The 25,303-nt window shown below is 71.1% G+C and carries 26 protein-coding genes and 2 pseudogenes; 10 read left to right on the top strand and 18 right to left on the bottom strand.

Translation table 11 applies throughout. The features are described from left to right. The first annotated feature begins 57 nt into the window (after window positions 1-57). Window positions 58-1,884: an endonuclease/exonuclease/phosphatase family protein gene (locus V5O46_RS26975; protein WP_332887314.1), complete on the top strand. Its 1,827-nt coding sequence runs from the start codon at window positions 58-60 to the stop codon at window positions 1,882-1,884. A 45-nt stretch (window positions 1,885-1,929) separates the two neighbouring features. On the opposite strand, the gene V5O46_RS26970 is transcribed toward V5O46_RS26975, so the two are convergent. Together V5O46_RS26970 and V5O46_RS26965 are read right to left on the bottom strand one after the other, a co-directional pair. Then, entirely contained in the window at window positions 1,930-2,631 is a 702-nt protein-coding gene (locus tag V5O46_RS26970; protein ID WP_332887313.1) for an antibiotic biosynthesis monooxygenase, read from the bottom strand. 112 nt (window positions 2,632-2,743) lie between these two features. Continuing rightward, the gene (locus V5O46_RS26965; RefSeq protein WP_332887312.1) at window positions 2,744-3,007 is read right to left on the bottom strand and encodes a DUF3618 domain-containing protein; all 264 of its coding nucleotides are present in this window, start codon (window positions 3,005-3,007) and stop codon (window positions 2,744-2,746) included. Window positions 3,008-3,167: 160 nt separating this feature from the next. Between V5O46_RS26965 and dapA the strand changes: the two genes are divergently transcribed. Further along, a complete protein-coding gene (gene dapA, locus V5O46_RS26960; protein WP_332887311.1) occupies window positions 3,168-4,073 on the top strand; it encodes a 4-hydroxy-tetrahydrodipicolinate synthase in 906 nt (301 codons plus the stop codon). 179 nt (window positions 4,074-4,252) lie between these two features. On the opposite strand, the gene V5O46_RS26955 is transcribed toward dapA, so the two are convergent. After that, window positions 4,253-4,495 (bottom strand): hypothetical protein, encoded by a 243-nt coding sequence (locus V5O46_RS26955; protein ID WP_332887310.1) that lies wholly within the window; start codon window positions 4,493-4,495, stop codon window positions 4,253-4,255. A gap of 551 nt (window positions 4,496-5,046) precedes the next feature. Here V5O46_RS26955 and V5O46_RS26950 point away from each other — a divergent pair. Continuing rightward, on the top strand, window positions 5,047-5,706 hold the full coding sequence (locus V5O46_RS26950; RefSeq protein WP_332887352.1) for a fascin domain-containing protein: 660 nt from the start codon (window positions 5,047-5,049) through the stop codon (window positions 5,704-5,706). 59 nt (window positions 5,707-5,765) lie between these two features. Here the strand turns inward: V5O46_RS26950 and dapD are convergent, their stop codons facing one another. The 11 genes from dapD to V5O46_RS26895 all read right to left on the bottom strand — a co-directional run bounded on the left by dapD (window position 5,766) and on the right by V5O46_RS26895 (window position 14,420). Further along, window positions 5,766-6,755 carry a 2,3,4,5-tetrahydropyridine-2,6-dicarboxylate N-succinyltransferase gene (gene dapD, locus V5O46_RS26945; RefSeq protein WP_332887309.1) on the bottom strand — a complete coding sequence of 330 codons (990 nt, stop codon included), beginning with the start codon at window positions 6,753-6,755 and terminating at the stop codon, window positions 5,766-5,768. Between the two features lie 54 nt (window positions 6,756-6,809). Then, the gene (locus tag V5O46_RS26940) at window positions 6,810-7,442 is read right to left on the bottom strand and encodes a TetR/AcrR family transcriptional regulator (protein ID WP_332887308.1); all 633 of its coding nucleotides are present in this window, start codon (window positions 7,440-7,442) and stop codon (window positions 6,810-6,812) included. Then, entirely contained in the window at window positions 7,442-7,762 is a 321-nt protein-coding gene (locus V5O46_RS26935; protein WP_332887307.1) for a DMT family transporter, read from the bottom strand. The genes V5O46_RS26940 and V5O46_RS26935 overlap by 1 nt, the downstream gene beginning before the upstream one ends. A 100-nt stretch (window positions 7,763-7,862) precedes the next feature. Next, window positions 7,863-8,195 carry a metal-sulfur cluster assembly factor gene (locus V5O46_RS26930; RefSeq protein WP_030403776.1) on the bottom strand — a complete coding sequence of 111 codons (333 nt, stop codon included), beginning with the start codon at window positions 8,193-8,195 and terminating at the stop codon, window positions 7,863-7,865. After that, complete coding sequence (gene sufU, locus V5O46_RS26925) at window positions 8,192-8,659, bottom strand: Fe-S cluster assembly sulfur transfer protein SufU (RefSeq protein WP_332887306.1); 468 nt, start codon at window positions 8,657-8,659, stop codon at window positions 8,192-8,194. Before sufU ends, V5O46_RS26930 begins: the two co-directional genes overlap by 4 nt. Window positions 8,660-8,675: 16 nt before the next feature. Further along, window positions 8,676-9,932, bottom strand: a complete 1,257-nt coding sequence (locus tag V5O46_RS26920) for a cysteine desulfurase (RefSeq protein ID WP_332887305.1) — start codon at window positions 9,930-9,932, stop codon at window positions 8,676-8,678. After that, a complete protein-coding gene (gene sufC, locus V5O46_RS26915) occupies window positions 9,929-10,693 on the bottom strand; it encodes a Fe-S cluster assembly ATPase SufC (RefSeq protein WP_332887304.1) in 765 nt (254 codons plus the stop codon). Before sufC ends, V5O46_RS26920 begins: the two co-directional genes overlap by 4 nt. Window positions 10,694-10,700: 7 nt before the next feature. Next, entirely contained in the window at window positions 10,701-11,030 is a 330-nt protein-coding gene (locus V5O46_RS26910; protein ID WP_332887303.1) for a non-heme iron oxygenase ferredoxin subunit, read from the bottom strand. Further along, complete coding sequence (gene sufD / locus V5O46_RS26905) at window positions 11,027-12,211, bottom strand: Fe-S cluster assembly protein SufD (protein WP_332887302.1); 1,185 nt, start codon at window positions 12,209-12,211, stop codon at window positions 11,027-11,029. Before sufD ends, V5O46_RS26910 begins: the two co-directional genes overlap by 4 nt. A gap of 59 nt (window positions 12,212-12,270) precedes the next feature. After that, window positions 12,271-13,692, bottom strand: coding sequence for a Fe-S cluster assembly protein SufB (sufB, locus tag V5O46_RS26900; RefSeq protein ID WP_332887301.1), 1,422 nt, complete (start codon window positions 13,690-13,692; stop codon window positions 12,271-12,273). Then, window positions 13,689-14,420: a helix-turn-helix transcriptional regulator gene (locus V5O46_RS26895; protein ID WP_332887300.1), complete on the bottom strand. Its 732-nt coding sequence runs from the start codon at window positions 14,418-14,420 to the stop codon at window positions 13,689-13,691. The genes sufB and V5O46_RS26895 overlap by 4 nt, the downstream gene beginning before the upstream one ends. A 174-nt stretch (window positions 14,421-14,594) precedes the next feature. Between V5O46_RS26895 and V5O46_RS26890 the strand changes: the two are divergent. The 4 genes and pseudogenes from V5O46_RS26890 to V5O46_RS26875 form a co-directional block, all read left to right on the top strand. Then, window positions 14,595-14,792, top strand: a pseudogene (locus V5O46_RS26890) (hypothetical protein); the annotation flags it as partial. A gap of 3 nt (window positions 14,793-14,795) precedes the next feature. After that, entirely contained in the window at window positions 14,796-15,719 is a 924-nt protein-coding gene (locus V5O46_RS26885; RefSeq protein WP_332887299.1) for an ABC transporter ATP-binding protein, read from the top strand. Window positions 15,720-15,778: 59 nt separating this feature from the next. Then, window positions 15,779-16,495, top strand: a complete 717-nt coding sequence (locus V5O46_RS26880) for an ABC transporter permease (protein ID WP_332887351.1) — start codon at window positions 15,779-15,781, stop codon at window positions 16,493-16,495. A 67-nt stretch (window positions 16,496-16,562) separates the two neighbouring features. Beyond that, on the top strand, window positions 16,563-17,600 hold the full coding sequence (locus tag V5O46_RS26875) for a COX15/CtaA family protein (protein ID WP_332887298.1): 1,038 nt from the start codon (window positions 16,563-16,565) through the stop codon (window positions 17,598-17,600). Here the strand turns inward: V5O46_RS26875 and V5O46_RS26870 are convergent. The 4 genes from V5O46_RS26870 to V5O46_RS26855 form a co-directional block, all read right to left on the bottom strand. Continuing rightward, a complete protein-coding gene (locus V5O46_RS26870; RefSeq protein ID WP_332887350.1) occupies window positions 17,555-18,292 on the bottom strand; it encodes a nucleotidyltransferase domain-containing protein in 738 nt (245 codons plus the stop codon). The two genes, V5O46_RS26875 and V5O46_RS26870, sit on opposite strands and share 46 nt — an antisense overlap. Window positions 18,293-18,503: 211 nt before the next feature. Next, the gene (locus V5O46_RS26865) at window positions 18,504-19,610 is read right to left on the bottom strand and encodes an amidohydrolase family protein (protein ID WP_332887297.1); all 1,107 of its coding nucleotides are present in this window, start codon (window positions 19,608-19,610) and stop codon (window positions 18,504-18,506) included. 80 nt (window positions 19,611-19,690) lie between these two features. Continuing rightward, complete coding sequence (locus tag V5O46_RS26860; protein WP_332887296.1) at window positions 19,691-20,023, bottom strand: hypothetical protein; 333 nt, start codon at window positions 20,021-20,023, stop codon at window positions 19,691-19,693. A gap of 99 nt (window positions 20,024-20,122) precedes the next feature. Continuing rightward, on the bottom strand, window positions 20,123-21,109 hold the full coding sequence (locus V5O46_RS26855; protein ID WP_332887349.1) for a heme o synthase: 987 nt from the start codon (window positions 21,107-21,109) through the stop codon (window positions 20,123-20,125). Window positions 21,110-21,483: 374 nt separating this feature from the next. Between V5O46_RS26855 and tkt the strand changes: the two genes are divergently transcribed. The 3 genes and pseudogenes from tkt to V5O46_RS26840 form a co-directional block, all read left to right on the top strand. Next, window positions 21,484-23,571, top strand: a complete 2,088-nt coding sequence (gene tkt / locus V5O46_RS26850) for a transketolase (protein WP_332887295.1) — start codon at window positions 21,484-21,486, stop codon at window positions 23,569-23,571. A gap of 34 nt (window positions 23,572-23,605) precedes the next feature. Continuing rightward, window positions 23,606-24,724 carry a transaldolase gene (gene tal / locus V5O46_RS26845; RefSeq protein WP_332887294.1) on the top strand — a complete coding sequence of 373 codons (1,119 nt, stop codon included), beginning with the start codon at window positions 23,606-23,608 and terminating at the stop codon, window positions 24,722-24,724. A gap of 3 nt (window positions 24,725-24,727) precedes the next feature. Then, window positions 24,728-25,303: pseudogene (locus V5O46_RS26840) on the top strand (glucose-6-phosphate dehydrogenase); the annotation flags it as partial.

Below are 25,303 nucleotides of genomic sequence, written 5' to 3'. Positions count from 1 at the left end.
GTCCGTCCCACGTCCGCCCTCGTCCCGGCGCTGAATCACGTCCCCGGAGGGATCCCGTTGCCGAGCAAGTCGTCCGCGCGCCTCGCCGCGCTCACCGTTGCCGCCGTCTGCTGCGCGTCCACGGTCGTCGTCACCTCACCCGCGCACGCCGCCGACGCCGTGCGCATCCATGACATCCAGGGCACCACCCGTCTCTCCCCGTACGCCGGGCAGCAGGTCACGGACGTGGCCGGAATCGTCACCGGTGTGCGCACCTACGGCTCCTCCCGGGGCTTCTGGATACAGGACCCCCGCCCGGACGCGGACCCGGCCACCAGCGAGGGTCTGTTCGTCTACACCGGCTCCACGCCGAAGGTCGCCGTCGGGGACGCGGTCACCGTCTCCGGCACGGTCTCCGAGTACGTCCCCGGCGGCACCTCCTCCGGGAACCAGTCGCTGACCGAGATCACCCGCCCGACGGTCACCGTCGTCTCCGGCGGCAACGCGCTCCCGCCCGCCAGGACGATCCACTCCTGGTCGGTGCCGTACCTCTACACCCCCTCCGGGGACGAGGCCGAGGACGGCTCGATCAACCATCGGCCGCTGCGCCCGCACTGGTACGCCCTGGACTACTACGAGTCCCTGGAAGGCATGCACGTCCAGGTGGCGGACGCCCGCGTCGTCGGCGCCACCGACCCGTACACCGAGCTGTGGGTGACGGTGAAGCCGTGGGAGCACCGCAACCGCCGCGGCGGCACCGTCTACGGCTCCTACACCTCGCAGAACACCGGCCGGCTGCAGATCCAGTCGCTGGGCAGGGCCGCCGACTTCCCCGACGCACACGTCGGGGACCGCCTGACCGGAACCACCTCCGGCCCGCTGGACTACAGCCAGTACGGCGGCTACACGCTGGTCGCGAACGAGCTGGGGACGCCGGAGAGCGGCGGTCTGGAGCGCGAGACGACCCGCGCCCAGCGGCGCGGCGAGCTGGCGGTGGCGACGTACAACGTCGAGAACCTCGACCCGTCCGACGACACCTTCGCCGCGCACGCCGCCGCGATCGTCGACAACCTCGCCTCGCCCGACATCGTGTCCCTGGAGGAGATCCAGGACAACAGCGGTGCGAAGGACGACGGCACGGTGGCCGCGGACCAGACGGTCGGCAAGCTGATCGACGCGATCGTGGCGGCCGGCGGCCCGCGCTACGACTGGCGCGGGATCGACCCGGTCGACAAGGCCGACGGCGGACAGCCGGGCGGCAACATCCGCACGGTGTTCCTGTTCAACCCGGAGCGGGTCTCCTTCACCGACCGTCCGGGCGGCGACGCGACCACCGGGACCCGGGTGACGGAGGTGTACGGCAGGGCGGCCCTGACGGCCTCCCCCGGCCGGGTGGACCCGGCGGGGGCCGCCTGGGAGGACAGCCGCAAGCCGCTGGCCGGCGAGTTCGTGTTCCGCGGCCGGACGGTGTTCGTGGTCGGCAACCATTTCGCCTCCAAGGGCGGCGACCAGGCCCTGACCTCGCAGTACCAGCCGCCGGCGCGGAGCTCGGAGGCGCAGCGGCACCTCCAGGCGGCGTCGGTGAACACGTTCGTCAAGGAGATCCTCGACGTCCAGAAGAACGCGGACGTCGTCGTCCTCGGCGACATCAACGACTTCGAGTTCTCCGAGACCACCCGGCTGCTGGAGGACGGCGGCGCGCTGTGGTCGGCGGTGAAGTCGCTGCCCCGGAGCGAGCGTTACTCGTACGTCTACCAGGGCAACAGCCAGGTTCTGGACCAGATCCTGGTGAGCCCGTCGATCCGGCGCGGCTGGGGTCTGTCCTACGACAGCGTGCACATCAACGCCGAGTTCCACGACCAGATCAGCGACCACGACCCGCAGGTGCTGCGCTTCCGTCCCTAGCGGCCGGTTCGCGGGCGGGGGCGGGTCCGCGCGGGTCCCGGCGGCTCAGTCCGGCACGAGGCCGAGGGCGTGGTCGTACCGTGCGACCGTGCTGCTCCTGAGGCCGGACCAGGTCCGGACCCGCTCCCACCGGGCCGTCGGCGATCCGATGGCGTCGCCGAGTGCGGCGAGGGCGTCCAGGTGGGCCTGGGCGCTCTCCCATTCGGCGTAGTTGAGGACACGGGTGCCGTCGGTGCCGAGGTGGAGGTGGGCCGAGACGGCGCCGGGCGGCAGGGCGGGGTCGTTCTCCAGGGCTTCGAGGACGGCGTCGGCCCAGTCCCGCTGCCGCTGCGGGTCGGGGCCGTCGAACTCGACGTCGACGATCACGATGCAGCCCGGCACGGGCGCCGCCGCCGGCCGGGGACTGCTGCGGTAGCGGCGGTACCTGCCGAGCCACAGCCGCTCGATGCCGGGTACGGCGGTGTCGATCTCGTCGTTGCGCTGCTGCCGGTGCGTGTGGAAGAACTCCTCGTACACCTGCTCGCTCGCCCACTGCGAGTGGTGCAGCAGGGTCGCTCCGTCGTGCCCGGTGTAGACGTGGTAGCTCTTCAGGCCGTCGTCGGGCCAGGGCCGGCCGGTCCAGGTGCCGGCGATCGCCTCGACGGCCCGCCGCTGGCGCTCCGGGGTCCCGACGTGCCAGGTGCTGAAGAAGGGTGCGCCGACATCCGGGCGGACGAGATAGGGGTGGGCGTCGGTACGTACGGTCATGCCGGCCTCCGGACGGTGGTCGTCGGGTGTACGCACCACCCTCCGACCTCAAGTCCGCTTGAGGTCAAGCGGGACCGGGGACGGGCGGACGCGGGGACCGGTGCCGGGCGGCTCAGTGCTGCCCGTGGTGGCGCCGCCACCACACGCCCGCCGCGACGACCGCGCCCGCCGCCGCACCCGCCACCAGCGCCGGCGGCGGGTTCCGGTGGCCCAGCCGGACCGCGGTGTGCACCGGCCCGGGCACGTCGCGCTCCCGGGCGCGTCCGCCCCTGCCGTGCCCCGCACGGCCCTTGGCCGGGCCCTGCCGGAGCTGCCGGCGCAGTTCGTCGGGCCCCTTGGCCCCACCCCTTCCGTCTCCGCTCGTCGCGTCGGTCATCGGTGCACCTCTCGCCTGCCCCCGGTCCGGAACCGCCGGGTACCCCGGGCGGGCCGCGGCTACCCTGCCCGCCCCGAGAGGATCATCTCAGCGTTCCTTAACGGTAATCCTAAGAAGAATTAAGTGGAGCTTGACTGCGGAGGGTGCCGACACTACTCCCATGACGACCCATCCCCCCGGCGCCGCCCCCTTCGGCCGCGCCCTCTGCGCCATGATCACGCCGTTCACCCGGGCGGGCGGCCTCGATCTCGACGGTGCCCAGCGGCTGGCCGCCCGGCTGGTGGCGCGGGGCTGCGACGGGCTGGTGCTGTCCGGCACGACGGGCGAGTCGCCGACCACCACCGACGCCGAGAAGGCCGCGCTGATCACGGCGGTGCGGGAGGCGGTCGGGGACGACGCGTCGCTGGTGGCCGGGGTGGGCACGGCGGACACCCGGCACACCGTGGAACTGACGCTGGCGGCGGAGAAGGCCGGCGCCGACGGTGTACTGGTGGTGGCGCCCTACTACAGCAGGCCGCCGCAGGACGCGCTGGCGGCCCATTTCCGGGAGGTCGCCGACGCGTCCGGGCTGCCGGTGATGCTGTACGACATCCCGGGCCGCACCGGCACCCGTATCGAGCCGGACACCATGGTCCGCCTGGCCGGTCACCCGCGGATCGTCGCCGTCAAGGACTGCTCGTACGACGCCCTCGGCGCCCAGCGGGTGCTGTCCCGCACCGAACTGGCCTTCTACGCGGGCTGCGACGAGCATGTGCTCCCGCTCTGCGCGACCGGTGGCACGGGGTACGTGAGCACGGTGGCGAACGTGGTCCCGGACCGCGTCCGCGCGATCCTGGACGCCTTCACGGCCGGGCGCGCCGCGGAGGCGGCCCGCCTGCAGCTGAGGGCGTCCGAACTGGTCGAGGCGATGATGGCGGCGGGCCTGCCGGGGACCGTCACGGCCAAGGCTCTGCTCAACGGCCTCGGCCTGCCCGCGGGCCCGGTCCGCGCACCGCTGCGGGCCGCGGACCCGGTGACCGCGGACCGGCTGCGGGCGGCCTACGAGCGTCTGGTCGCCACCGGTTGATCCCGGCCCGAGACGGCCGGGCCCGTCGTCACGCCGAGTCGTCACGCCGGTCCGGTCCCGCCGGGGCGTCCCGGAGGACGGCCGCCTGGCTCGTTCCAAGCCCCGGCGACCGTCCTGGCCGGCTGCGTGGCGTGGGGTGGCTTCGGCCCGGAGCCGTCGACCGGCCTGCCACTCCCCGGTCAGTTCCAGGTCTGCCCGCCGCCGAGCAGCAGCGTGTGCTCCAGCACGTCCTCCATGGGGTCGTCGATCTGACCGATGTTGACGTTGACCAGGCCCACCCTGTGGCCGTTGTGCGAGGCCGTGTGGGTCTCGTCGGCGTGCGCGGCGCCCATGGCCGGGAGCCAGCAGGCCAGGGCCAGGACAGCCGCGCCGACCAGTCGTCGGGCCGTGATCCGTGCTCGCTCGTTCGTCGTCCCAGCCATGTCCGGTCCTCTTTCCGTGGGTTCGCCGGTTCGCGGGTTCGTAAGTTCGTCGGCTCGTCGGCTCGTCGGCTCGACGTGTGATCGGACTCCGCGTCCGGGCTGTTCATCTGTCAGGACCACCACGAGGTCACGGCCTGGACCGGCCCGGATCCACCGGCCGGCCGGTCGGCACGGAAACCCGGGGTTGCTGTGACATTAAGGGGAATCAGCGGAATCGATAATGCCGGGAGATCCGCTCCGTATTTCTCGGATACCGGTTCAATCACCGCGGGAATTCCCGCCCCAGCCGTTACTCTGAGGCGGCTTCGCCGGAGTGGCGGGGCGCTGCCGAAGTGCCCGGGGAGGGCACTGACCGCAGTTGCGGGGGGCGCCGATGCATTCGGGGATGTGTCGCCATGCAGCGGAATCCGTCCTCGGAATGCCAGGGATCGACCGGCGCACCGGTCGTGCCGCGTTTTCCCGAGAGGGCGGCCTGGATGCTCTTGTGGGCCCCGTCGTCCCCAGCTCCGGAACCCCGTTCTGACGACATGTGAGGAAGATCTGTGCGACGCATGACCTCCGTCCTGGTGTCCCTGAGCGCCGTGCTCGCGGCCTCCGCGCTGACCGCGCCCGTGGCCGGTGCCGCCCCCCAGGCCGCGCCCGCTGCCGCCGCGCCCACGGGCTGGGAGGTGGTGGAGGGGACCGAACTGGCCCCGATCGGCACGGAGAAGGGCGCCTCGCGTGGGGCCTCCGCCGACGGTGCCTCCGCCCTGGCCGAGGAGCCCGAGCCGATAGCCGTGCAGTCGGTGCGCAACGAGAAGTTCGTCGCGACCGAGAAGACCTACCCCGCCCCGAACACCGGCGCGCTGCGCGCCCGGTCCGAGGTGTACGCCGGTTCCTGGGAGGGCTTCGCCCTCGAGTGGGACGAGAGCACCGGGACGTACGCCCTGAGGTCGCTCGCGAACGACCTCTATGTGGCGGTCGAGAAGAACTTCACCGGCAATGCGCAGAACATGCTGCGGGCCCGTTCCACCAGTGTGGGCGGCTGGGAGCGGTTCGTCCTGTGGTACAACGACGAGCTGGACCGCTATGCGCTGCAGTCCACGCTGAACGAGAACTTCGTCGCCATGGAGAACGGCTACACCGGTTCGCTGCAGTACGTGCTGCGCGCCCGCTCCGCCACCATCGGCGGCTCCTGGGAGGAGTTCTTCCTCTACGACCTGGAGGCCTGACGGCCGACCGCCCCGGTGCCCGCGCGGGCGGGCACCGGGGCGGTCCGGGTCTCAGTGATTCAGTTGTGGTTGTGCAGGATCTCGTTCAGGCCGCCCCACACCGCGTTGTTCGGACGGGCCTCGACCGTGCCGGTGACCGAGTTGCGGCGGTAGAGGATGTTGGAGGCGCCGGAGAGCTCACGGGCCTTGACGATCTGCCCGTCGGGCATCGTGACGCGAGTGCCCGCGGTGACGTACAGGCCGGCCTCGACGACGCACTCGTCGCCGAGCGCGATACCGACGCCCGCCTCGGCACCGACCAGGCAGCGCTCGCCGATGGTGATGCGCACATTGCCGCCGCCGGACAGCGTGCCCATGGTGGAGGCGCCGCCGCCGATGTCCGAACCGTCGCCGATCACGACACCGGCGGAGATACGGCCCTCGACCATCGAGGTGCCGAGCGTGCCGGCGTTGAAGTTGACGAAGCCCTCGTGCATGACCGTGGTGCCCTCGGCCAGGTGCGCGCCGAGCCGGACCCGGTCGGCGTCGGCGATACGGACACCCTTGGGGAGCACGTAGTCGGTCATGCGCGGGAACTTGTCGATCGAGGTGACCTGGAGATGCAGGCCCTCGGCGCGCGCGTTGAGCCGGACCTTCTCGATGGTGTCGACGGCGACCGGGCCGAGGGAGGTCCAGGCGACGTTGGCGAGGAAGCCGAAGATGCCGTCCAGGTTCTGGCCGTGCGGCTGGACCAGGCGGTGGGAGAGCAGGTGCAGCCGCAGATAGACGTCGTGGGCGTCGATCGGCTTGGCGTCGAGCGAGGAGATGACCGTGCGGACCGCGACCACCTCGACGCCGCGGCGGGCGTCGGGGCCGACCGCCGCAGCCGCGCCGTCACCGAGCAGTTCCACGGCACGTTCGGCGGAGAGCCGTTCGGTGCCGGAGGGGCCGGGCTCGGCGACCAGCTCGGGGGCCGGGAACCAGGTGTCGAGGACGGTGCCGTCGGCGGTGACGGTGGCGAGGCCGGCGGCCACGGCACCGGTGGTGCGGGAAGCAGTCGTGTCGGTCATGAGGGCAACCTAACCGGCGGGGGCCGCCACGGGCGAACCGGGCCGCGCGGTGTCTCACGTGCCGGGCGGCACCGGGCGAACGGGGCGGCCGGGACGGTCCGGGCGGTCCGCGCGGCAGGGACGGTCCGGGCGGTCGGGACGGTCCGCGCCGTCCGGGCGGCCCAGCACCCGGGTCAGCGCCTCGCGCGCGTACCCCTCGTCGTACGGCACCCCGGTCAGCAGCACCTGCAGGCAGATGCCGTCCATCAGCGCCACCAGCGCCCGGGTCGTCACCGGGTCCGTGTACCGGGACAGCAGTGCGCCGACGTCCTCGGCCCACTCCGCGGCCACGGGGCGCAGCGCGGGGCGGCGCAGCGCGGCGAGGTACAGCTCGTACTCCAGCTCGACGCCCTCGCCGCCCAGCCACTCGCCGAGGACGCGGGCGAGTTCGCGGGGGAGGTCGGGGTGCGGGTGGGCCGGGCCCAGATGGGCCGCGAGGACCTTGCCGAAGCCCTCGTTCGCCTGTCGCAGCGCTGCCACCAGCAGTTCGTCGAGGGTGCGGAAGTGGTACGTCGTGGAGCCGAGCGGGACGTCGGCCTCGGCGGCCACCGTGCGGTGGCTGAGGCCGGCGATGCCCTTGGTCCCGACGACGCGGATCGCGGCCTCGATGATGCGCCGGCGCCGGTCGGGGTCGTAGCGGCGGGGCATCAGTGCGCTCCGCCCAGGTTCAGCACCACCACGCCGACGATGATCAGCGCGATGCCGAGTGCCTTGACCGCGGTCATGCCCTCGCCGAGGAACATCACTCCGATCGTGGCGATCGCCGCCGTGCCGACGCCCGCCCAGATGGCATAGGCGGTGCCGACGGCGACGGTTCTCAGGGTCTGGGCGAGCAGCGCGAAGGACACGATGTAGCCGAGGGCGGTCAGCAGGGAGGGCAGCAGTCGGGTGAAGCCGTCGCTGTACTTCATGGCGGTGGTGGCGGCGACCTCTGCGGCGATGGCTCCGGCCAGGAGCAGATATCCCATGTGTACGAGCGTACATAACGGCGGGTCCGGGCGCACGAGAACGGCAGAACGGCGGCACCCGGAGGTGCCGCCGTTCTCCGAACCGATGAACCGCTCAGCCTCAGACGTTGAAGCCCAGCGCCCGCAGCTGCTCCCGGCCGTCGTCGGTGATCTTGTCCGGGCCCCACGGCGGCATCCAGACCCAGTTGATCCGCAACTCGCTGACCAGGCCGTCCGTGGCGGACTTCGCCTGGTCCTCGATGACGTCGGTCAGCGGGCAGGCCGCCGAGGTCAGGGTCATGTCGACGGTCGCGATGTTCGCGTCGTCGACGTGGATGCCGTAGATCAGGCCCAGGTTGACCACGTCGATGCCCAGCTCGGGGTCGACGACGTCCATCAGGGCCTCGCGGAGCTCCTCCTCCGAGGCCGGCTTCATCTCCACGGTCTCGCTCATGCCGTCTCCTTCTCGGCGCCGGCGCCCTCGAGCGCCTGGGCCGTCGCGTCCTTCCAGGCCATCCAGCTCAGCAGGGCGCACTTGACCCGGGCCGGGTACTTCGACACCCCGGCGAACGCCACCGCGTCCTCCAGGATGTCCTCCATCGCCTCGTCGGGCTCGATCTTGCCCTTGGACTGCATCAGCTCCAGGAAGGTCTCCTGGATCTGCTGCGCCCGGGCGAGGTCCTTGCCGACCAGGAGTTCGTTCAGCACGGAGGCCGAGGCCTGGCTGATCGAGCAGCCCTGGCCCTCGTAACTGACGTCCTCGATCGTCGTGCCGTCGTACTTCACACGGAGGGTGATCTCATCGCCGCACGTCGGGTTCACGTGGTGTACCTCGGCGTCGCCATCCCGCAAGCCCCGCCCGTGCGGGTTCTTGTAGTGGTCCAGGATGACTTCCTGGTACATGGAATCCAGTTTCACCGTTTCAGCACGCCCCTCAGCCGAAGAAGTTCCGTACGTGCTCCAGGCCGTCGATCAGCGCGTCGATCTCCGCCGGCGTGGAGTACAGATAGAACGACGCTCGCGTGGTCGCGGGAATTCCGTACCGCAGGCAGACGGGGCGGGCGCAGTGGTGGCCGACCCGGACGGCGATGCCCTGCTCGTCGAGGACCTGGCCCACGTCGTGCGGGTGGATGTCGCCGAGGGTGAAGGAGATCGCCGCGCCGCGCTCCTCGGCCGTGGTCGGGCCGATGATGCGCAGGTCGGGGACCTCCAGCAGGCGCCTCACCGCGTACTCGGTGAGAGCGTGCTCATGGGCGAGGATCCTGTCCATGCCGATCGACCGCAGATAGTCGATGGCCGCGCCCAGACCGACCGCCTGGGCGACCGGCGGGGTGCCCGCCTCGAACTTGTGCGGGGCCGGGGCGTAGGTCGAGGAGTGCATCGACACCGTCTCGATCATCTCGCCGCCGCCCAGGAAGGGAGGCAGGTCCTCCAGGAGCTCCTGGCGGCCCCAGAGGACGCCGATGCCGGTCGGGCCGCACATCTTGTGGCCGGTGAAGGCGACGAAGTCGGCCTGCAGGGCCTGCACGTCCATCGGCATGTGCGGCGCGGCCTGCGAGGCGTCGATGCAGACCAGGGCGCCGACCTCCTGGGCGCGGCGCACGATCGCCTCGACCGGGTTCTGGGTGCCCAGGATGTTGGAGACCAGCACGAAGGAGACGATCTTCGTCTTCTCGGTGATGATCTCGTCGAGGTTGGACAGGTCCAGACGGCCGTCGTCGGTGAGACCGAACCACTTCAGCTTCGCGCCCGTGCGCTGAGCCAGCAGCTGCCACGGCACGATGTTGGAGTGGTGCTCCATCTCGGTGATGACGATCTCGGTCTGGGCGTCGACCTTGTACGGCTCGTCGGCCCAGCCCAGCATGTTCGCCACCAGGTTGAGCGACTCGGAGGCGTTCTTGGTGAAGATCACCTCGTCGCGGCTGGGCGCGTTGATGAACTCCGCGACCTTGTCCCGCGCGCCCTCGTACAGCGCCGTGGCCTCCTCGGCGAGGACGTGCACGCCACGGTGGACGTTGGCGTTGTAGCGCTCGTAGTACTCACTGAGTGCGTCCAGCACCTGGCGGGGCTTCTGGCTGGTCGCCGCGTTGTCCAGGTACACGAGCTTCTTGCCGTCGTGGACCTGACGGTCCAGCACGGGGAAGTCCTTGCGGATCGCCTCGGTGTCGAGGAGGCCCGGCATGTGTGTCACGCGGATGCGCCCCCCTTCGTGTACGCCTCGTAGCCCTCTGCCTCTAGCTTGTCGGCCAGCTCGGGGCCGCCCGACTCGGCGATGCGGCCGTCGGCGAACACATGGACGTGGTCGGGCTTGATGTAGCGCAGGATGCGCGTGTAGTGGGTGATCAGCAGGGTGCCGACCTCGCCGGTCTCCCGGACCCGGTTGACCCCCTCGGAGACGACGCGCAGCGCGTCGACGTCCAGGCCGGAGTCGGTCTCGTCGAGGATCGCGATCTTCGGCTTGAGCAGCTCCAGCTGCAGGATCTCGTGGCGCTTCTTCTCACCGCCGGAGAAGCCCTCGTTGACGTTGCGCTCGGCGAAGGCAGGGTCCATGTTGAGGCGCTCCATGGCCTCCTTGACCTCCTTCACCCAGGTGCGCAGCTTGGGGGCCTCGCCGCGGACGGCGGTGGCGGAGGTGCGCAGGAAGTTGGAGACGGAGACGCCGGGGACCTCGACCGGGTACTGCATGGCGAGGAAGACGCCGGCGCGGGCGCGCTCGTCGACGGACATCTCCAGGACGTCCTCGCCGTCGAGGGTGACGGTGCCGCCGGTGATCGTGTACTTGGGGTGACCCGCGAGGGAGTAGGCGAGGGTCGACTTGCCCGAGCCGTTGGGGCCCATGATGGCGTGCGTCTCGCCCTGCTTCACGGTGAGGTCGACGCCCTTGAGGATCTCCTTCGTGGCGTTGTCGGCCTCGACGGTGACGTGCAGGTCTCGGATTTCAAGCGTTGCCATGGGTGCCTCAGGACTCCTGGGTGAGGGAGGCGCGTACGTCGACAAGGACGCTGCCCCCTTCGATCTTTACGGGGTATACGGGGACGGGGCGGGTCGCCGGGAGGGCGTCGGGCTTGCCGGAGCGCAGGTCGAACCGCGACCCGTGCAGCCAGCACTCGATGTGGCAGTCGTCGACCTCGCCCTCGGAGAGGGAGACGTTCGCGTGCGAGCAGATGTCGTGGATCGCGAAGACCTCGCCCTCCGTCCGCACGACGGAGATGGGCGTGCCGTCGATCTCCACCCGCTTGGGGGTGTCCTCCTCCAGCTCGCCCGCTCCGCAGACGCGTACGAAGGTCATGCGACCGAGGCCTCCAGCTCCTGCTCGATCTTGGCGATGAGCCGCTCCTCGATGTCCGGGACACCGATCTGCTGGACCAGCTCGGCGAAGAAGCCGCGGACCACCAGCCGGCGGGCCTCGAACTCCGGGATGCCGCGGGCCATCAGGTAGAACAGCTGCTCGTCGTCGAAGCGGCCGGTCGCCGAGGCGTGGCCGGCGCCGACGATCTCGCCGGTCTCGATCTCCAGGTTGGGGACCGAGTCCACGCGGGCGCCGTCGGTCAGCACCAGGTTGCGGTTCATCTCGTAGGTGTCGGTGCCCTCGGCCTTGGCCTCGATGAGCACGTCGCCGATCCACACCGCGTGCGCGTCGTCGCCCTGCAGCGCGCCCTTGTAGACGACGTTGGACTTGCAGTGCGGGACGTTGTGGTCGACCAGGAGACGGTGCTCCTGGTGCTGGCCGGCGTCGGTGAAGTACAGGCCGAGCAGCTCGGCCTCGCCACCGGGACCGGCGTACGCCACGCGGGGGTGCAGCCGGACGACGTCGCCGCCGAAGGTGACGACGACCGACTTGAAGGCGGCGTCGCGGCCGACGAGGGCGTTGTGCTGCCCGACGTGCACGGCCTTGTCGTCCCAGTCCTGCACGGAGACGACGGTGAGCCTGGCGCCGTCGCCGAGGACGTAGTCGACGTTGGCGGCGAGCACCGCGTCGCCGGTGTGGTCGATGACCACGACGGCCTCGGCGAACGCGCCCAGCTCGATGACCTGGTGGCCGAAGGCGGTGCCGCCCTCGCCGTGCACGGCGATGCGGATCGGCTCGGTGAGGACGGTCTCCTTCGGGACGGTCACGACCGAGGCCTGGGCGAAGGCGGAGTAGGCCTGGGCGGCGACGCGGTCCACCGGGGTGCCCGCCCTGCCGACCCGGGCGTCGTCGCGGCCGACGGTCTCGACGGTGACGCCCTCGGGGGCCTCGACGGCAACCTTGACGCCCTCGCCGGTGGCGACGGCGGTACCGTCGTGCAGGCCGCGCAGCCGCTCCAGCGGCGTGAACCGCCACTCCTCCTCGCGGCCGTGCGGGACCGGGAAGTCGGCCACGTCGAAGGACGGGGGCGCGCTCATGCGGGTGGCGACGGTCGACTCGGCGGCGACCGCGATCGAGCCCGCGGTGGTCGACCCGACGGGGATATTCTGGGCCTCAGCCATGGCTGTCGTTGTGCTCTCTTCCTGCGTCAGAAATCTGCTGCTGCTTCTCAGGCGTGCGGTCAGCCGACCGCGCCTTCCATCTGCAGCTCGATCAGCCGGTTGAGCTCCAGGGCGTACTCCATGGGCAGCTCCTTGGCGATCGGCTCGACGAAACCGCGCACGATCATCGCCATCGCCTCGTCCTCGCTCAGACCGCGGCTCATCAGGTAGAAGAGCTGGTCCTCGGAGACCTTGGAGACGGTCGCCTCGTGGCCCATGGAGACGTCGTCCTCGCGGACGTCGACGTACGGGTAGGTGTCCGAGCGCGAGATCGTGTCGACGAGCAGAGCGTCACAGAGCACGTTGGACTTCGCACCCGGGGCGCCCTCGCCGATCTCGATCAGACCGCGGTAGGAGGTACGGCCGCCGCCGCGCGCCACGGACTTCGAGACGATGTTGGACGAGGTGTTCGGCGCCATGTGGACCATCTTGGCGCCGGCGTCCTGGTGCTGGCCCTCGCCGGCGAAGGCGATGGACAGGGTCTCGCCCTTGGCGTGCTCGCCCATCAGGTAGACGGCCGGGTACTTCATCGTCACCTTGGAGCCGATGTTGCCGTCGACCCACTCCATGGTGGCGCCCTCGTAGGCGACGGCGCGCTTGGTCACCAGGTTGTAGACGTTGTTCGACCAGTTCTGGATGGTCGTGTAGCGGCAGCGGGCGTTCTTCTTGACGATGATCTCGACGACCGCGGAGTGCAGCGAGTCCGACTTGTAGATCGGAGCGGTGCAGCCCTCGACGTAGTGCACGTAGGCGCCCTCGTCGACGATGATCAGGGTCCGCTCGAACTGGCCCATGTTCTCGGTGTTGATCCGGAAGTAGGCCTGGAGCGGGATCTCCACGTGCACGCCCTTCGGCACGTAGATGAAGGAGCCGCCCGACCACACGGCGGTGTTCAGCGCGGCGAACTTGTTGTCACCGGCCGGGATGACGGTGCCGAAGTACTCCTTGAAGAGCTCCGGGTACTCCTTCAGCGCGGTGTCGGTGTCGAGGAAGATGACGCCCTGCTCCTCCAGGTCCTCGCGGATCTGGTGGTAGACGACCTCCGACTCGTACTGGGCGGCGACACCGGCGACGAGACGCTGCTTCTCCGCCTCCGGGATGCCCAGCTTGTCGTAGGTGTTCTTGATGTCCTCGGGCAGGTCCTCCCAGGACTCCGCCTGCTTCTCCGTGGAGCGCACGAAGTACTTGATGTTGTCGAAGTCGATGCCCGACAGGTCCGAGCCCCAGTTCGGCATGGGCTTCTTCTCGAAGAGCCGCAGGCCCTTGAGACGGAGCTTGGTCATCCACTCCGGCTCCGACTTCTTGTCGGAGATGTCACGGACGACGGCCTGGCTCAGGCCGCGCTTCGCTGCGGCACCGGCCTCGTCGGAGTCGGCCCAGCCGTATTCGTACTTGCCCAGGCCCTCGAGTTCGGGGTGGGCAGTCTCCGTGGGGAGAGTCATGCGGGGTTCCTCCCGGCCGTGCTTGCAGATGCGTGGTGGGTCTTGGTGGGTGTCGGAGAAGTCTTGGGGATGAACGTCGTGCAGACGCCGTCGCCATGGGCGATGGTCGCCAGCCGCTGTACATGCGTACCGAGCAGCTCGGCGAAGAACTCCGTCTCGGCCTCGCAGAGCTGCGGGAACTGTTCTGCGGCGTGGGCGACCGGGCAGTGGTGCTGGCAGAGCTGCTCGCCGACCGGTGCGCTGCGCGCGGTGGCAGCGTACCCGTCCGCGCTCAGGGCCTTGGCCAGCGCTTCGGTGCGCTGCTCCGGCGGCGCGGACTCGACGGCCTTGCGGTAGGCGGCGCCCTGGGCGGCGATCCGGGCCCGGGCGAAGGCGGCGACCGCCTGCTCCCCGCCCTCCTGCTCGGCGATCCAGCGCAGGGCGTCCACGGCGAGCTTGTCGTAGGACTGGTCGAAGGCGTCCCGCCCGCAGTCGGTCAGGGCGAACACCTTTGCGGGGCGCCCACGGGTGCGCGTCCCGTAGACACGGCGGTCGCGGGCCTCCACGACGCCGTCGGTGACCAGCGCGTCGAGGTGCCGGCGGACGGCTGCCTGGGTGAGGCCGAGGCGTCCGGCCAGCTCGGCGACGGTCGAGGGCCCGTGGTCCAGGACGGATCGCGCGACCCGGTTGCGGGTGGACCGCTCACCGGTCGCGAGCTCCTCGTGGGGGGCCTCGTCGACGTTTTTCACAACGCCATTGTTGCGTAATTCGCCAAAGGCGGGCAAGCGGCGTCGGGATCACCCGGCGGTGCCGTGCGTCACTTAGGTAAAGCTAACCTGACCTGCGAAAACGATCATTGATCGATCAGAAACGGTGGCGTGTGAAACCCCTCTCGGGGAGGCTTCCGGGCGGGACCGCCCGCCGGCCATGACGCCGCACGGGACCGGCCGGTGGCGCGGAGGACGGCCGGCGCGGCGCGAGGCCAGGCTTTCCCGGTGGCGGACGCGGTGGCCCACGCCGAGCGGTGGCTGCCGCTCGGCCGGCCCCGTGAGACCGGCCCCGTGAGGAGGGCGCCACGCACCCCCGCGCCTGGGACGCCGCGCGGCTACCTAGACTCGTGACCCATGCGAAGCGAGCCCGTGGTCCAGGTCCAGGCCCTGGTGAAGCGGTACGGCACGAAGACCGCGGTGAACGGCCTCGACCTGGTGGCCCGAACGGGTGTGACCGCCGTGCTCGGCCCCAACGGGGCGGGCAAGACGACCACGGTCGAGTCCTGCGAGGGCTACCGCAGACCGGACTCCGGCACGGTACGCGTCCTGGGCCTCGACCCGGTCCGGGAGGCCGAACGGCTACGGCCCCGGATCGGCGTGATGCTCCAGTCCGGCGGCGTCTACTCCGGGGCGCGGGCCGACGAGATGCTGCGGCACGTGGCGAAGCTGCACGCGCATCCGCTGGACGTGGACGCCCTGATCGAGCGGCTCGGGCTGGGCTCCTGCGGCCGGACCGCGTACCGCCGGCTCTCCGGCGGCCAGCAGCAGCGCCTCGCCCTGGCGATGGCCGTGGTCGGCCGTCCGGAGCTGGTGTTCCTGGACGAGCCGACCGCGGGGCTGGACCCGCAGGCCCGCCGCGCCACCTGGGAGCTGGTGCGGGAGCTGCGCGCCGACGGTGTCGCGGTGATCCTCACCACCCACCACATGGACGAGGCCGAACAGCTCGCCGACGATGTCGCGATCATCGACGCGGGCAGGGTCGTCGCCCAGGGCTCCCCGGAGGAGCTGTGCCGGGGCGGCGCCGAGAACACCCTGCGGTTCTCCGGCCGTCCCGGGCTCGACGTCGGGTCCCTGCTCAAGGCGCTGCCCGCGGACAGCACGGCGGCCGAGCTGACCCCGGGCTCCTACCGGGTGGTCGGCAAGGTCGACCCGCAGCTGCTCGCGACGGTGACGTCGTGGTGCGCCCAGCACGGGGTGATGCCGGACCGGATCTCGGTGGAGCGGCACACCCTGGAGGACGTCTTCCTGGAGCTGACCGGCAAGGAGCTGCGCTCGTGACCACGACCACCGGTACGGGGACGTACACGCCGAGGCCCGGCGCTGCGCCCCTCCCTCGTATGATCGCGGCCCAGGCCGCCCTGGAGACCCGGATGCTGCTGCGCAACGGCGAGCAGCTGCTGCTGACGGTGGTCATCCCGGCGCTGCTGCTGGTGCTGTTCAGCTCGGTGGACATCGTCGACACCGGCGCCGGGGAGGCCGTCGACTTCCTCGCCCCCGGCGTCCTGGCGCTCGCCGTGATGTCGACGGCGTTCACGGGCCAGGCCATCGCGACCGGCTTCGAGCGCCGGTACGGGGTACTGAAGCGGCTGGCCTCCTCTCCGCTGCCGCGGTGGGGCCTGATGACCGCCAAGACGCTCTCCGTCCTGGTCACCGAGGTGCTCCAGGTGGTGCTGCTGACGGCGATCGCCTTCGGGCTGGGCTGGTCACCGCAGGGCAACCCCGTCGCCGTGCTGCTGCTGCTGGCGCTCGGCACGGCGGCGTTCTCCGGTCTCGGCCTGCTGATGGCCGGCACGCTGAAGGCGGAGGCCACGCTGGCCGCCGCGAACCTGGTCTTTCTGCTGCTGCTGGTGGGCGGCGGCGTCGTCGTCCCGCTGGACAGGTTCCCGGAGGCGGCCCAGGCCGTCCTGGGGCTGCTGCCGATCTCCGCGCTGTCGGACGGACTGCGCGATGTGCTCCAGCACGGCGCCGGGATGCCCTGGGGCGCCCTCGGGATCATGGCCGTCTGGGCGGTCGCCGGACTGGCGGCGGCCGGGAGGTTCTTCCGCTGGGAGTGAGCGGCCCGGCGGGGTGGGGCCCGGACAGGAGGACCCTCGTGAAACCGTGCACAAGCCTCGGCCTACGATGGGGCGCGTGCCGAACCTGACCCGCGCCGACGCCACAGCGGCCGTGCGCAACCCGCTCGCCTTCATCGCCGCGCGCTGGACCCCGGACCCCCGGACGGTCCGCCGGGCGGCGTTCGCCGCTCTCGTCATGGCGGTGGTCATCGTCGTCACCGGCGGTGCCGTGCGCCTGACCGGCTCGGGGCTCGGCTGCCCCACCTGGCCCAAGTGCACCGACGACTCGCTCACCGCCACCCGTGAGATGGGCCTGCACGGCGCCATCGAGTTCGGCAACCGGATGCTGACGTACGTACTGTGCGCCGCGGTCGGCTGGGCGATCATCGCCGCCCGGTCGACGAAGCCGTACCGGCGCGTCCTGACCCGGCTGGGCTGGGCGCAGTTCTGGGTCGTGATGGGCAACGCGGTCCTCGGCGGGATCGTGGTCCTGGTCGGGCTCAACCCCTACACGGTCGCCGCGCACTTCATGCTGTCCACCGCCCTGATCGCGGTCGCCACCGTGATGTGGCAGCGGGCCCGCGAGGGGGATGCGGCACCGCGTCCACTGGCCGGCCCGGCCGTGCAGCAGCTGGTGTGGGTGCTGGTCGCCGCCACCGTGCTGCTGATCGCGGTCGGCACGGTGGTGACCGGCGCGGGCCCGCACGCGGGCGACTCCAGCGAGGTCGAGCGGATGCCGGTCGACTGGGCGACGATCAGCAAGATCCACGCCGTGCTGGCCTGGATCGTGGTGACGCTGACCTTCGCCCTGTGGTTCGTGCTCAAAGCGGTCGACGCGCCCAGCGGCCCGTCGGCCCGCACCCGCGACCTGTTCCTGGTGCTGCTCGCGCAGGGCGCCATCGGCTATGTCCAGTACTTCACCGATCTGCCGGAGATCCTGGTCGGCCTGCACATGTTCGGCTCGGCCGTGACCTGGATCGCGGTGCTGCGGGTGATGCTGGCGCTGCGCGAGCGGCCGGAGGCGGCTCCGGCCGGCCCGCTGCGGCCGGAGCCCGGGACTCAGGCGTACGACGCCACCAGCCTGTCGATGGCCGGCCCCAGGTAGGACCGGGTCAGCCGCGCCCGGCGGGCGGTCCAGCCCGCGGCGGCGGGGGCTGCGCCGCCGTAGCGGCGGCCACGGACGTCGGCCACGAGCTCGCCGGGCGCTCCCAGGCCGGGCAGCTCGTCCAGCGCCTCCCGCTTGGAGATCAGCCGGTTCTCGCGCACCGTGACGGCGGCCCGGGCGAAGGTCAGCAGGCCCAGGTCGACCCAGGCGTCCCGCCGCCACAGGTGTGGACGGCGTACGGCCGGCCGCCAGAAGTCGCGCTGGTCCCGGACGACGAAGCGAGCGAGCTCGTCGTCGGGCACCGGGGGCAGCAGCTCGACGGGCGGCGCTCCGTGCAGGACCCGGCCGAAGGTGTGCAGCTCCCGCCGGGTGACCGGGGTGACCGGGCGTCTGAGCAACTGCCGGTGCGCCCAGGTGAGGTGGCGGCGGGCGGCGTCGCCGGTGGTGCCGGGGGCGAGGTAGGTGCAGTGCAGTCCGGCGGCGAGCGGGTCGCCGCGGAGCCGGGCATGCAGCAGGGCCAGCCGCCAGACCGTCTCCGGGGTCACCGGCCGGTCCAGTACCGCGATCAGGTCGAGGTCGCTGCGCCCCTCCTGGTAGTCGCCGCCGGCCAGTGAGCCATGGGCCCAGACGGCCGCCGGGGCCGGCGGGGCGAGGGCGGTGAGGAAGCGGTCGATCAGGGCGCGCGTCGCCACCGGTCCCGCGGACAGGGGCGCGGCGGGTGCCACCGCGGCAACCACGGAGCCGGGCGGCACCACCCCGGCGGCACCGGACCGAAGCGGCACCTCTCCGGCAGACCCGGGCCCGGACAACGACGCCGGGACGGCGGGTCCGAGGACGGCGGGCGGGCGGGCGGTGGGCAACCGCGCGGGTGGGGGCTCGGTCGTCATCCGCCCAGTCTGGGGGTCATCCCAGCCCGTACACCCGGGCCGCGTTGGCCGAGGCGATCATTCCGGCCACGCGCTGGGCGTCCGCCAGGGACCACGCCCCCTCGGCCACCCAGGCGCCGAGCACCCGGCCGAGGGCCTCTCGGAACAGGCGGGCGCCCACCACGTGCAGCTCGGGCAGGCCCTGGGCGCCGCTGGAGAACAGAATCTTGCCGAAGGGGGCCAGTTCCAGGATCTCCGCCAGGACGGTCGCCGCGCGGGCGCCGGTGCGTACCAGAGCGGCGCCGGAGTCGGCGTAGACGTGCGGGAAGACGCCGGCCAGATGGGCGGCGTGCCGGTGGTAGGGGTAGCCGTGCAGCAGGACGAGGTCGGTGCCGAGACCGGCGGTGGCCCGGACGAAGTCGGTGAGCAGCACCGGGTCGGTGCGGTCGATCCGCAGACCGGGTTCGCCGAGCCCCGCGTGCAGTTGGAGCGGCAGCCCGGAGGCCACCGCGATCCACAGCAGGTGGCGCAGCAGCACCGGGTCGCTGAGCTCACCGCCGACCTCGCGCCCGGACAGCCAGCGCGCCGCGGCGCCGCGCACCTCCCCGGCCCCCGGGGGTTCGGGTGCGAGCGCGAGCCCGTGCCGGACGCCGGCGACGGAGGTGAAGGCGACCGCGTGGCCGGCCGCGCCGTGCACCGCCTCGGCAAGGTTGGCGAGAAAGGACTCCACGGTGCCGGAGGTGTCGGCGACCTGTTCGGCGAGCAGCTCCAGGCGCACGACCTCGTGGGCTTCGGCGGCCGAGGCGGTGGCCATCTCGCCGGGGCCGGTGAGATCGCCCGGCAGACCGGTGTCGACGAGGTAGGTGGTGATACCGCTGCCACGCAGCAGCCTGCGGTCCGCCTCCAGTACGCCCAGCTCCCGGCGCCGGGCGAGATAGCGGGCCGGCGGGCAGTGCGGCTCCAGGCCCAGCAGCGGCGGGCACCAGCGGCGTACCGCGAACCCGGTCTGGGTGTCGAACAGGGTGGTGCCCGGGGCGGGCGGGCCCTCCGTGCGGGCCAGCTGGGCCTCGAAGGTGCCGAGGCCCAGCTCTGTTCTGAGCACGCCGTGGCAGTACTGGTCCACCAGGGACGGCGTTTCGATCATCCGGGCTCCCCGTGACTGGACCGTGCCGGTGCGAGGCCTGGGCCTGACGGCTTCTACAGTCCTAACGGGTGACCCCGGTGTCAGGTGTTGCTCGGGCCGCCCAACTGGATTCCGGCCATGCGCGACCACTCGTACGGACCGGTGCGCACCTTGGCCGCGAAGTCGCCGTCGAAGGCCTCGTGGACGGTGATCCCGGACTTCTCCACCGCCTTCTCGGCGATCTCGTAGGAGGGAGCGACCAGGTCGCCCCAGCCGCCGTCCTCGCCCACGAGCACGATCCGGGCACCGCGCTCGCCGAGGTAGGCCACCTGGCCCCCGGCGCCGCCGTGGGCCTTGGCGAAGGAGTCGATCTGCCGGGCCAGTCGTGCGACCTTGCGCTCGGCCCGGGAGTCAGCCTGCTGCGTGTCTGCCATGGTCAGGATGCTACCGGCGGGTAGATCAAACGGCGACGGGAGGGGTGCGTGGCCTTGGCCAAGCACCCCTCCCGTCACACGGGTACTCGGCAGGCGCGTTCAGCGCAGGAACGGATCCACCGCGATCGCCAGGAACAGCACCGACACATAGGTGATCGACCAGTGGAACAGCCGCATCTCCTTGAGCTTGGCGCCCGTGACCTCGGCCTTGGCACGGTTCTGCAGGCCATGCGCCTCCCACAGCCACATGCCGCCGGCCACCAGGGCGACGGCGGTGTAGAACCAGCCGGTGTAGCCGAGCGGGGTGAGCAGCAGGGAGACCGCGACCATCACCCAGCTGTAGATCACGATCTGCTTGGCGACGACCTTGTTGGAGGCGATCACCGGCAGCATCGGCACGCCCACGCGCGCGTAGTCGTCCTTGACCTTCATGGAGAGCGGCCAGTAGTGCGGCGGCGTCCAGAAGAACATCACCAGGAACAGGATCACCGGCGCCCAGGACACCGAGTTGGTCACCGACGACCAGCCGATGAGCACCGGCATGCAGCCGGCGATGCCGCCCCAGACGATGTTCTGCGAGGTCCGGCGCTTGAGGATCATCGTGTAGACGACGACGTAGAACAGCAGGGCGCCGAGGGCCAGCCAGGCCGAGAGCCAGTTGACCGTGAGGCCGAACAGCAGGGTGGAGACCACCGCGAGGGCGATGCCGAAGGCCAGCGCCTCGCGCGGGCTGACCATGCCGGTGACCAGCGGGCGCTGCGAGGTGCGGTCCATCAGCGCGTCGATGTCGCGGTCGATGTACATGTTCAGGGCGTTGGCGCCGCCCGCGGAGAGGTAGCCGCCGACGCAGGTGAGCAGCACCAGCGTCAGATCGGGCACGCCCTGCTCGGCGAGGAACATCACCGGAACGGTGGTGATCAGCAGCAGCTCGATGATCCGTGGCTTGGTCAGCGCCACGAACGCCTTGACACGGGCCCCGAGCGGCCGGCGACTCGGGCCCTGGCTCGTCCCGATTTCCCCCATCGCCTTAACGGCATGGGCGGTGCCCCCATCCGCAGGACGGGATTCAACGGCCGTCACGCACACCCCTGACAGAGACATCCCAGCGAGCCCCCGTGTGAAGCGGCGGTAATGGGCTCGCGCGTACCACGCCACTTTAGACGTTGCCCTTACCCCGGCCCTCGCGGGGGTCGGGTCGTGTTTGGCGGACATGCTCCGACGTGCGCGGCGGGAGTCGATTGAGCGGTCAGATGAGCGCCTCCGTATTCACTTGCCGAATGCCGTTTCGCCCAGTCGGGAGGCGGACCCGACCGAGTCCCGGCACTCTGGAATCCAGCGGAAAAACGCACGTGTTTACGGGGGTAGGCTCGTCGGCGGCCGGCCGATGCCGAGACAGCCGGCAGCCGGTGGGCGCCCACGCACACCGGCAACCGACATGTGGAGAGGAGCCCTGACTCAGGGTGAGCACCAAGCCGACCACCACAGACCTCGAGTGGACCGAGCTGGATCGCCGGGCCGTCGACACCGCCCGCATCCTGGCCGCAGATGCCGTACAGAAGGTCGGCAACGGCCATCCGGGTACGGCGATGAGCCTGGCGCCCGCCGCCTACACCCTCTTCCAGAAGGTGATGCGGCACGACCCGGCCGATCCGGACTGGGCCGGGCGGGACCGTTTCGTCCTGTCCGCCGGCCACTCCTCCCTGACCCTCTACACCCAGCTGTACCTGGGCGGTTTCGGCCTGGAGCTGGAAGACCTGGAGGCGTTCCGCACCTGGGGTTCGAAGACCCCCGGCCACCCCGAGTACGGGCACACCGCGGGCGTGGAGACGACGACCGGCCCGCTGGGCCAGGGGGTCGCCAATGCGGTGGGCATGGCGATGGCCGCCCGCTACGAGCGCGGCCTGTTCGACCCGGAGGCCCCGCGGGGCGAGTCGCCCTTCGACCACTTCATCTTCTGCATCGCCGGTGACGGCTGTCTGCAGGAGGGCATCTCCGCCGAGGCGTCCTCGCTGGCCGGCCACCAGAAGCTGGGCAACCTGATCCTGCTGTGGGACGACAACCACATCTCGATCGAGGGCGACACCGAGACCGCCGTCTCCGAGGACACGGAGAAGCGGTTCGAGGCGTACGGCTGGCACGTGCAGCGGGTGGAGGCGAAGCCGGACGGCGACCTGGACCCGCACGCGATCCACGCCGCGATCGAGGAGGCGAAGAAGGTCACCGACCGGCCGTCCTTCATCGCCATGCGCTCCATCATCGCCTGGCCGGCCCCGACCGCGCAGAACACCGAGGCCGCCCACGGCTCCGCCCTCGGCGACGAGGAGGTCGCGGCCACCAAGCGCGTCCTCGGCTTCGACCCGGCCAAGTCCTTCGAGGTGGCCGAGGACGTCCTCGCGCACACCCGGCAGGCGCTGGAACGGGGCCGGGCGGCCCGTGCCGACTGGGAGAAGTCCTTCCAGCAGTGGCGGGACGGCAACCCCGAGCGCGCCGCCGAGTTCGACCGCATGGCCAAGGGCGAGCTGCCCACCGGCTGGGCGGAGAAGATCCCGGTCTTCGAGGCGGGCAAGGGCGTGGCCACACGCGCCGCGTCCGGCAAGGTGCTGCAGGCGCTGGGCGCGGTGATCCCCGAGCTGTGGGGCGGCTCCGCCGACCTGGCCGGCTCCAACAACACCACGATCGACAAGACGTCGTCGTTCCTGCCGGCCGGCAACCCGCTGCCGGAGGCCGACCCGTACGGCCGCACCATCCACTTCGGCATCCGCGAGCACGCGATGGCCGCGGAGATGAACGGCATCGCGCTGCACGGCAACACCCGTATCTACGGCGGCACCTTCCTGGTGTTCTCCGACTACATGCGCAACGCGGTGCGGCTGTCGGCGCTGATGCACCTGCCGGTGACGTACGTGTGGACGCACGACTCCATCGGCCTGGGCGAGGACGGCCCGACCCACCAGCCGGTCGAGCACCTGGCCTCGCTGCGCGCCGTCCCGGGCCTGAACCTGGTCCGCCCGGCCGACGCCAACGAGACCGCGATCGCCTGGCGCGAGGTCCTGCAGCGCTGGACCAAGGAGTACGGCAAGGGCACCCCGCACGGTCTGGCGCTGACCCGGCAGGGTGTGCCGACCTACGAGCCCAACGACGACGCGGCCCGGGGCGGCTACGTCCTCTTCGAGGCCGACGGCGGCGCGGCGCAGGTCGTCCTGATCGCCACCGGCTCCGAGGTGCATGTCGCCGTCGAGGCGCGCGAGCGGCTGCAGGCCGAGGGCGTGCCGACCCGCGTGGTGTCGATGCCGTGCGTGGAGTGGTTCGAGGAGCAGGACCAGGGGTACCGGGACAGCGTTCTGCCGCCGTCCGTGAAGGCCCGTGTCGCGGTCGAGGCGGGCATCGGCCTGACCTGGCACAAGTACGTGGGGGACGCCGGCCGCATCGTCTCCCTGGAGCACTTCGGTGCTTCCGCAGACGGCAAGGTGCTCTTCCGGGAGTTCGGCTTCACTGCCGAGAACGTGGCCTCCGCCGCCCGGGAATCGCTCGCCGACGCGCGGCGCTGACGCTCGTATACGACACGTAGGAGATGCATTTTCCATGACAGACGCACTCAAGCGCCTCTCCGAGGAAGGCGTCGCGATCTGGCTGGACGACCTGTCCCGCAAGCGGATCACGTCCGGCAACCTGGCCGAGATGATCGACCAGCAGCACGTCGTGGGCGTCACCACCAATCCGACGATCTTCCAGAAGGCGATCTCGTCGGGTGACGGCTACGAGCAGCAGCTGGCGGACCTTGCCGCCCGCAAGGTGACGGTCGAAGAGGCCATCCGCATGATCACCACGGCGGACGTCCGCGACGCCGCCGACATCCTCCGCCCGGTCCACGACGCCACCGGCGGCAAGGACGGCCGGGTCTCCATCGAGGTGGACCCGCGGCTGGCGCACAACACCCGGGCGACCGTCGCCGAGGCCCGGCAGCTGGCCTGGCTGGTGGACCGGCCCAACACCTTCATCAAGATCCCGGCCACCGAGGCGGGTCTGCCCGCGATCGCCGAGACGATCGGCAACGGCATCAGCGTCAACGTCACGCTGATCTTCTCGCTGGACCGGTACCGCAAGGTCATGGACGCGTTCATGACCGGCCTGGAGAAGGCCAGGGAGCGCGGCCTGGACCTGTCCCTGATCCACTCCGTGGCGTCCTTCTTCGTCTCCCGGGTGGACACCGAGATCGACAAGCGGATCGACGCGCTCGGTACCGACGAGGCCAAGGCCCTGCGCGGCAAGGCGGCCGTCGCCAACGCGCGCCTTGCCTACCAGGAGTACGAGCAGGCCTTCGCCTCCGACCGCTGGGCGGCGCTGGAGAAGGCGGGCGCCAACAAGCAGCGTCCGCTGTGGGCGTCGACCGGTGTGAAGGACAAGGCGTACAGCGACACGATGTACGTCACCGACCTGGTGGCCCCGAACACGGTGAACACCATGCCGGAAGCCACTCTGCTGGCCACCGAGGACCACGGTGTGATCACCGGGGACACCGTCGCCGGCACCTACGCGCAGGCCCGCGCCGACCTCGACGCCGTCGAGGCGCTCGGGATCTCGTACGACGAGGTGGTCCAGCTCCTGGAGGACGAGGGCGTCGACAAGTTCGAGGCCTCCTGGAACGACCTGCTGAAGTCGACCGAGGCCGAGCTGCAGCGCCTCGCTCCCTCGGAGGACTAGAAATTGTCAAGCAGCAATCCGCTGCGTGACCCCGCAGACCGACGGCTCCCGCGTATCGCGGGGCCGTCGGGCCTGGTCATCTTCGGCGTCACCGGCGACCTGTCCCGCAAGAAGCTGATGCCCGCGGTGTACGACCTCGCCAACCGCGGGCTGCTGCCGCCGGGTTTCTCGCTCGTCGGCTTCGCCCGCCGCGACTGGGAGCACGAGGACTTCGCCCAGGTCGTGCACGACGCCGTCAAGGAACATGCGCGGACCCCGTTCCGCGAGGAGGTCTGGCAGCAGCTGCTGCAGGGGATGCGGTTCGTCCAGGGCACCTTCGACGACGACGAGGCGTTCGAGCGGCTGCGCGGCACCATCGAGGAACTGGACAAGGCGCAGGGCACGGGCGGCAACTTCGCGTTCTACCTGTCGGTGCCGCCCAAGTCGTTCCCGGTGGTGATCCAGCAGCTGAAGAAGCACGGGCTGGCCGACCAGACGGGCGGCTCCTGGCGGCGAGCGGTGATCGAGAAGCCGTTCGGCCACGACCTGGCGTCGGCCGAGGAGCTGAACGCCATCGTCCACGAGGTCTTCGCCCCGGAC

The organism is Streptomyces poriticola (genome assembly GCF_036689765.1).
Classification (GTDB): domain Bacteria; phylum Actinomycetota; class Actinomycetes; order Streptomycetales; family Streptomycetaceae; genus Streptomyces; species Streptomyces poriticola.
Note: the sequence above shows the minus strand (reverse complement) of the source record. Positions and strands in the feature narration are given on the sequence as shown.

Coding starts and splice junctions, on each gene's coding strand:
- V5O46_RS26885 (WP_332887299.1), top strand. CDS start 14,796: ATGCGAAGCGAGCCCGTGGTCCAGGTCCAGGCCCTGGTGAAGCGGTAC.
- V5O46_RS26880 (WP_332887351.1), top strand. CDS start 15,779: ATGATCGCGGCCCAGGCCGCCCTGGAGACCCGGATGCTGCTGCGCAAC.
- V5O46_RS26940 (WP_332887308.1), bottom strand. CDS start 7,442: ATGCCCCGCCGCTACGACCCCGACCGGCGCCGGCGCATCATCGAGGCC.
- sufB (WP_332887301.1), bottom strand. CDS start 13,692: ATGACTCTCCCCACGGAGACTGCCCACCCCGAACTCGAGGGCCTGGGC.
- dapA (WP_332887311.1), top strand. CDS start 3,168: ATGACGACCCATCCCCCCGGCGCCGCCCCCTTCGGCCGCGCCCTCTGC.
- sufC (WP_332887304.1), bottom strand. CDS start 10,693: ATGGCAACGCTTGAAATCCGAGACCTGCACGTCACCGTCGAGGCCGAC.
- V5O46_RS26865 (WP_332887297.1), bottom strand. CDS start 19,610: ATGATCGAAACGCCGTCCCTGGTGGACCAGTACTGCCACGGCGTGCTC.
- V5O46_RS26860 (WP_332887296.1), bottom strand. CDS start 20,023: ATGGCAGACACGCAGCAGGCTGACTCCCGGGCCGAGCGCAAGGTCGCA.
- V5O46_RS26950 (WP_332887352.1), top strand. CDS start 5,047: ATGACCTCCGTCCTGGTGTCCCTGAGCGCCGTGCTCGCGGCCTCCGCG.
- tal (WP_332887294.1), top strand. CDS start 23,606: ATGACAGACGCACTCAAGCGCCTCTCCGAGGAAGGCGTCGCGATCTGG.
- sufD (WP_332887302.1), bottom strand. CDS start 12,211: ATGGCTGAGGCCCAGAATATCCCCGTCGGGTCGACCACCGCGGGCTCG.
- V5O46_RS26970 (WP_332887313.1), bottom strand. CDS start 2,631: ATGACCGTACGTACCGACGCCCACCCCTATCTCGTCCGCCCGGATGTC.
- V5O46_RS26935 (WP_332887307.1), bottom strand. CDS start 7,762: ATGGGATATCTGCTCCTGGCCGGAGCCATCGCCGCAGAGGTCGCCGCC.
- V5O46_RS26910 (WP_332887303.1), bottom strand. CDS start 11,030: ATGACCTTCGTACGCGTCTGCGGAGCGGGCGAGCTGGAGGAGGACACC.
- V5O46_RS26955 (WP_332887310.1), bottom strand. CDS start 4,495: ATGGCTGGGACGACGAACGAGCGAGCACGGATCACGGCCCGACGACTG.
- V5O46_RS26875 (WP_332887298.1), top strand. CDS start 16,563: ATGGGGCGCGTGCCGAACCTGACCCGCGCCGACGCCACAGCGGCCGTG.
- dapD (WP_332887309.1), bottom strand. CDS start 6,755: ATGACCGACACGACTGCTTCCCGCACCACCGGTGCCGTGGCCGCCGGC.
- V5O46_RS26965 (WP_332887312.1), bottom strand. CDS start 3,007: ATGACCGACGCGACGAGCGGAGACGGAAGGGGTGGGGCCAAGGGGCCC.
- V5O46_RS26930 (WP_030403776.1), bottom strand. CDS start 8,195: ATGAGCGAGACCGTGGAGATGAAGCCGGCCTCGGAGGAGGAGCTCCGC.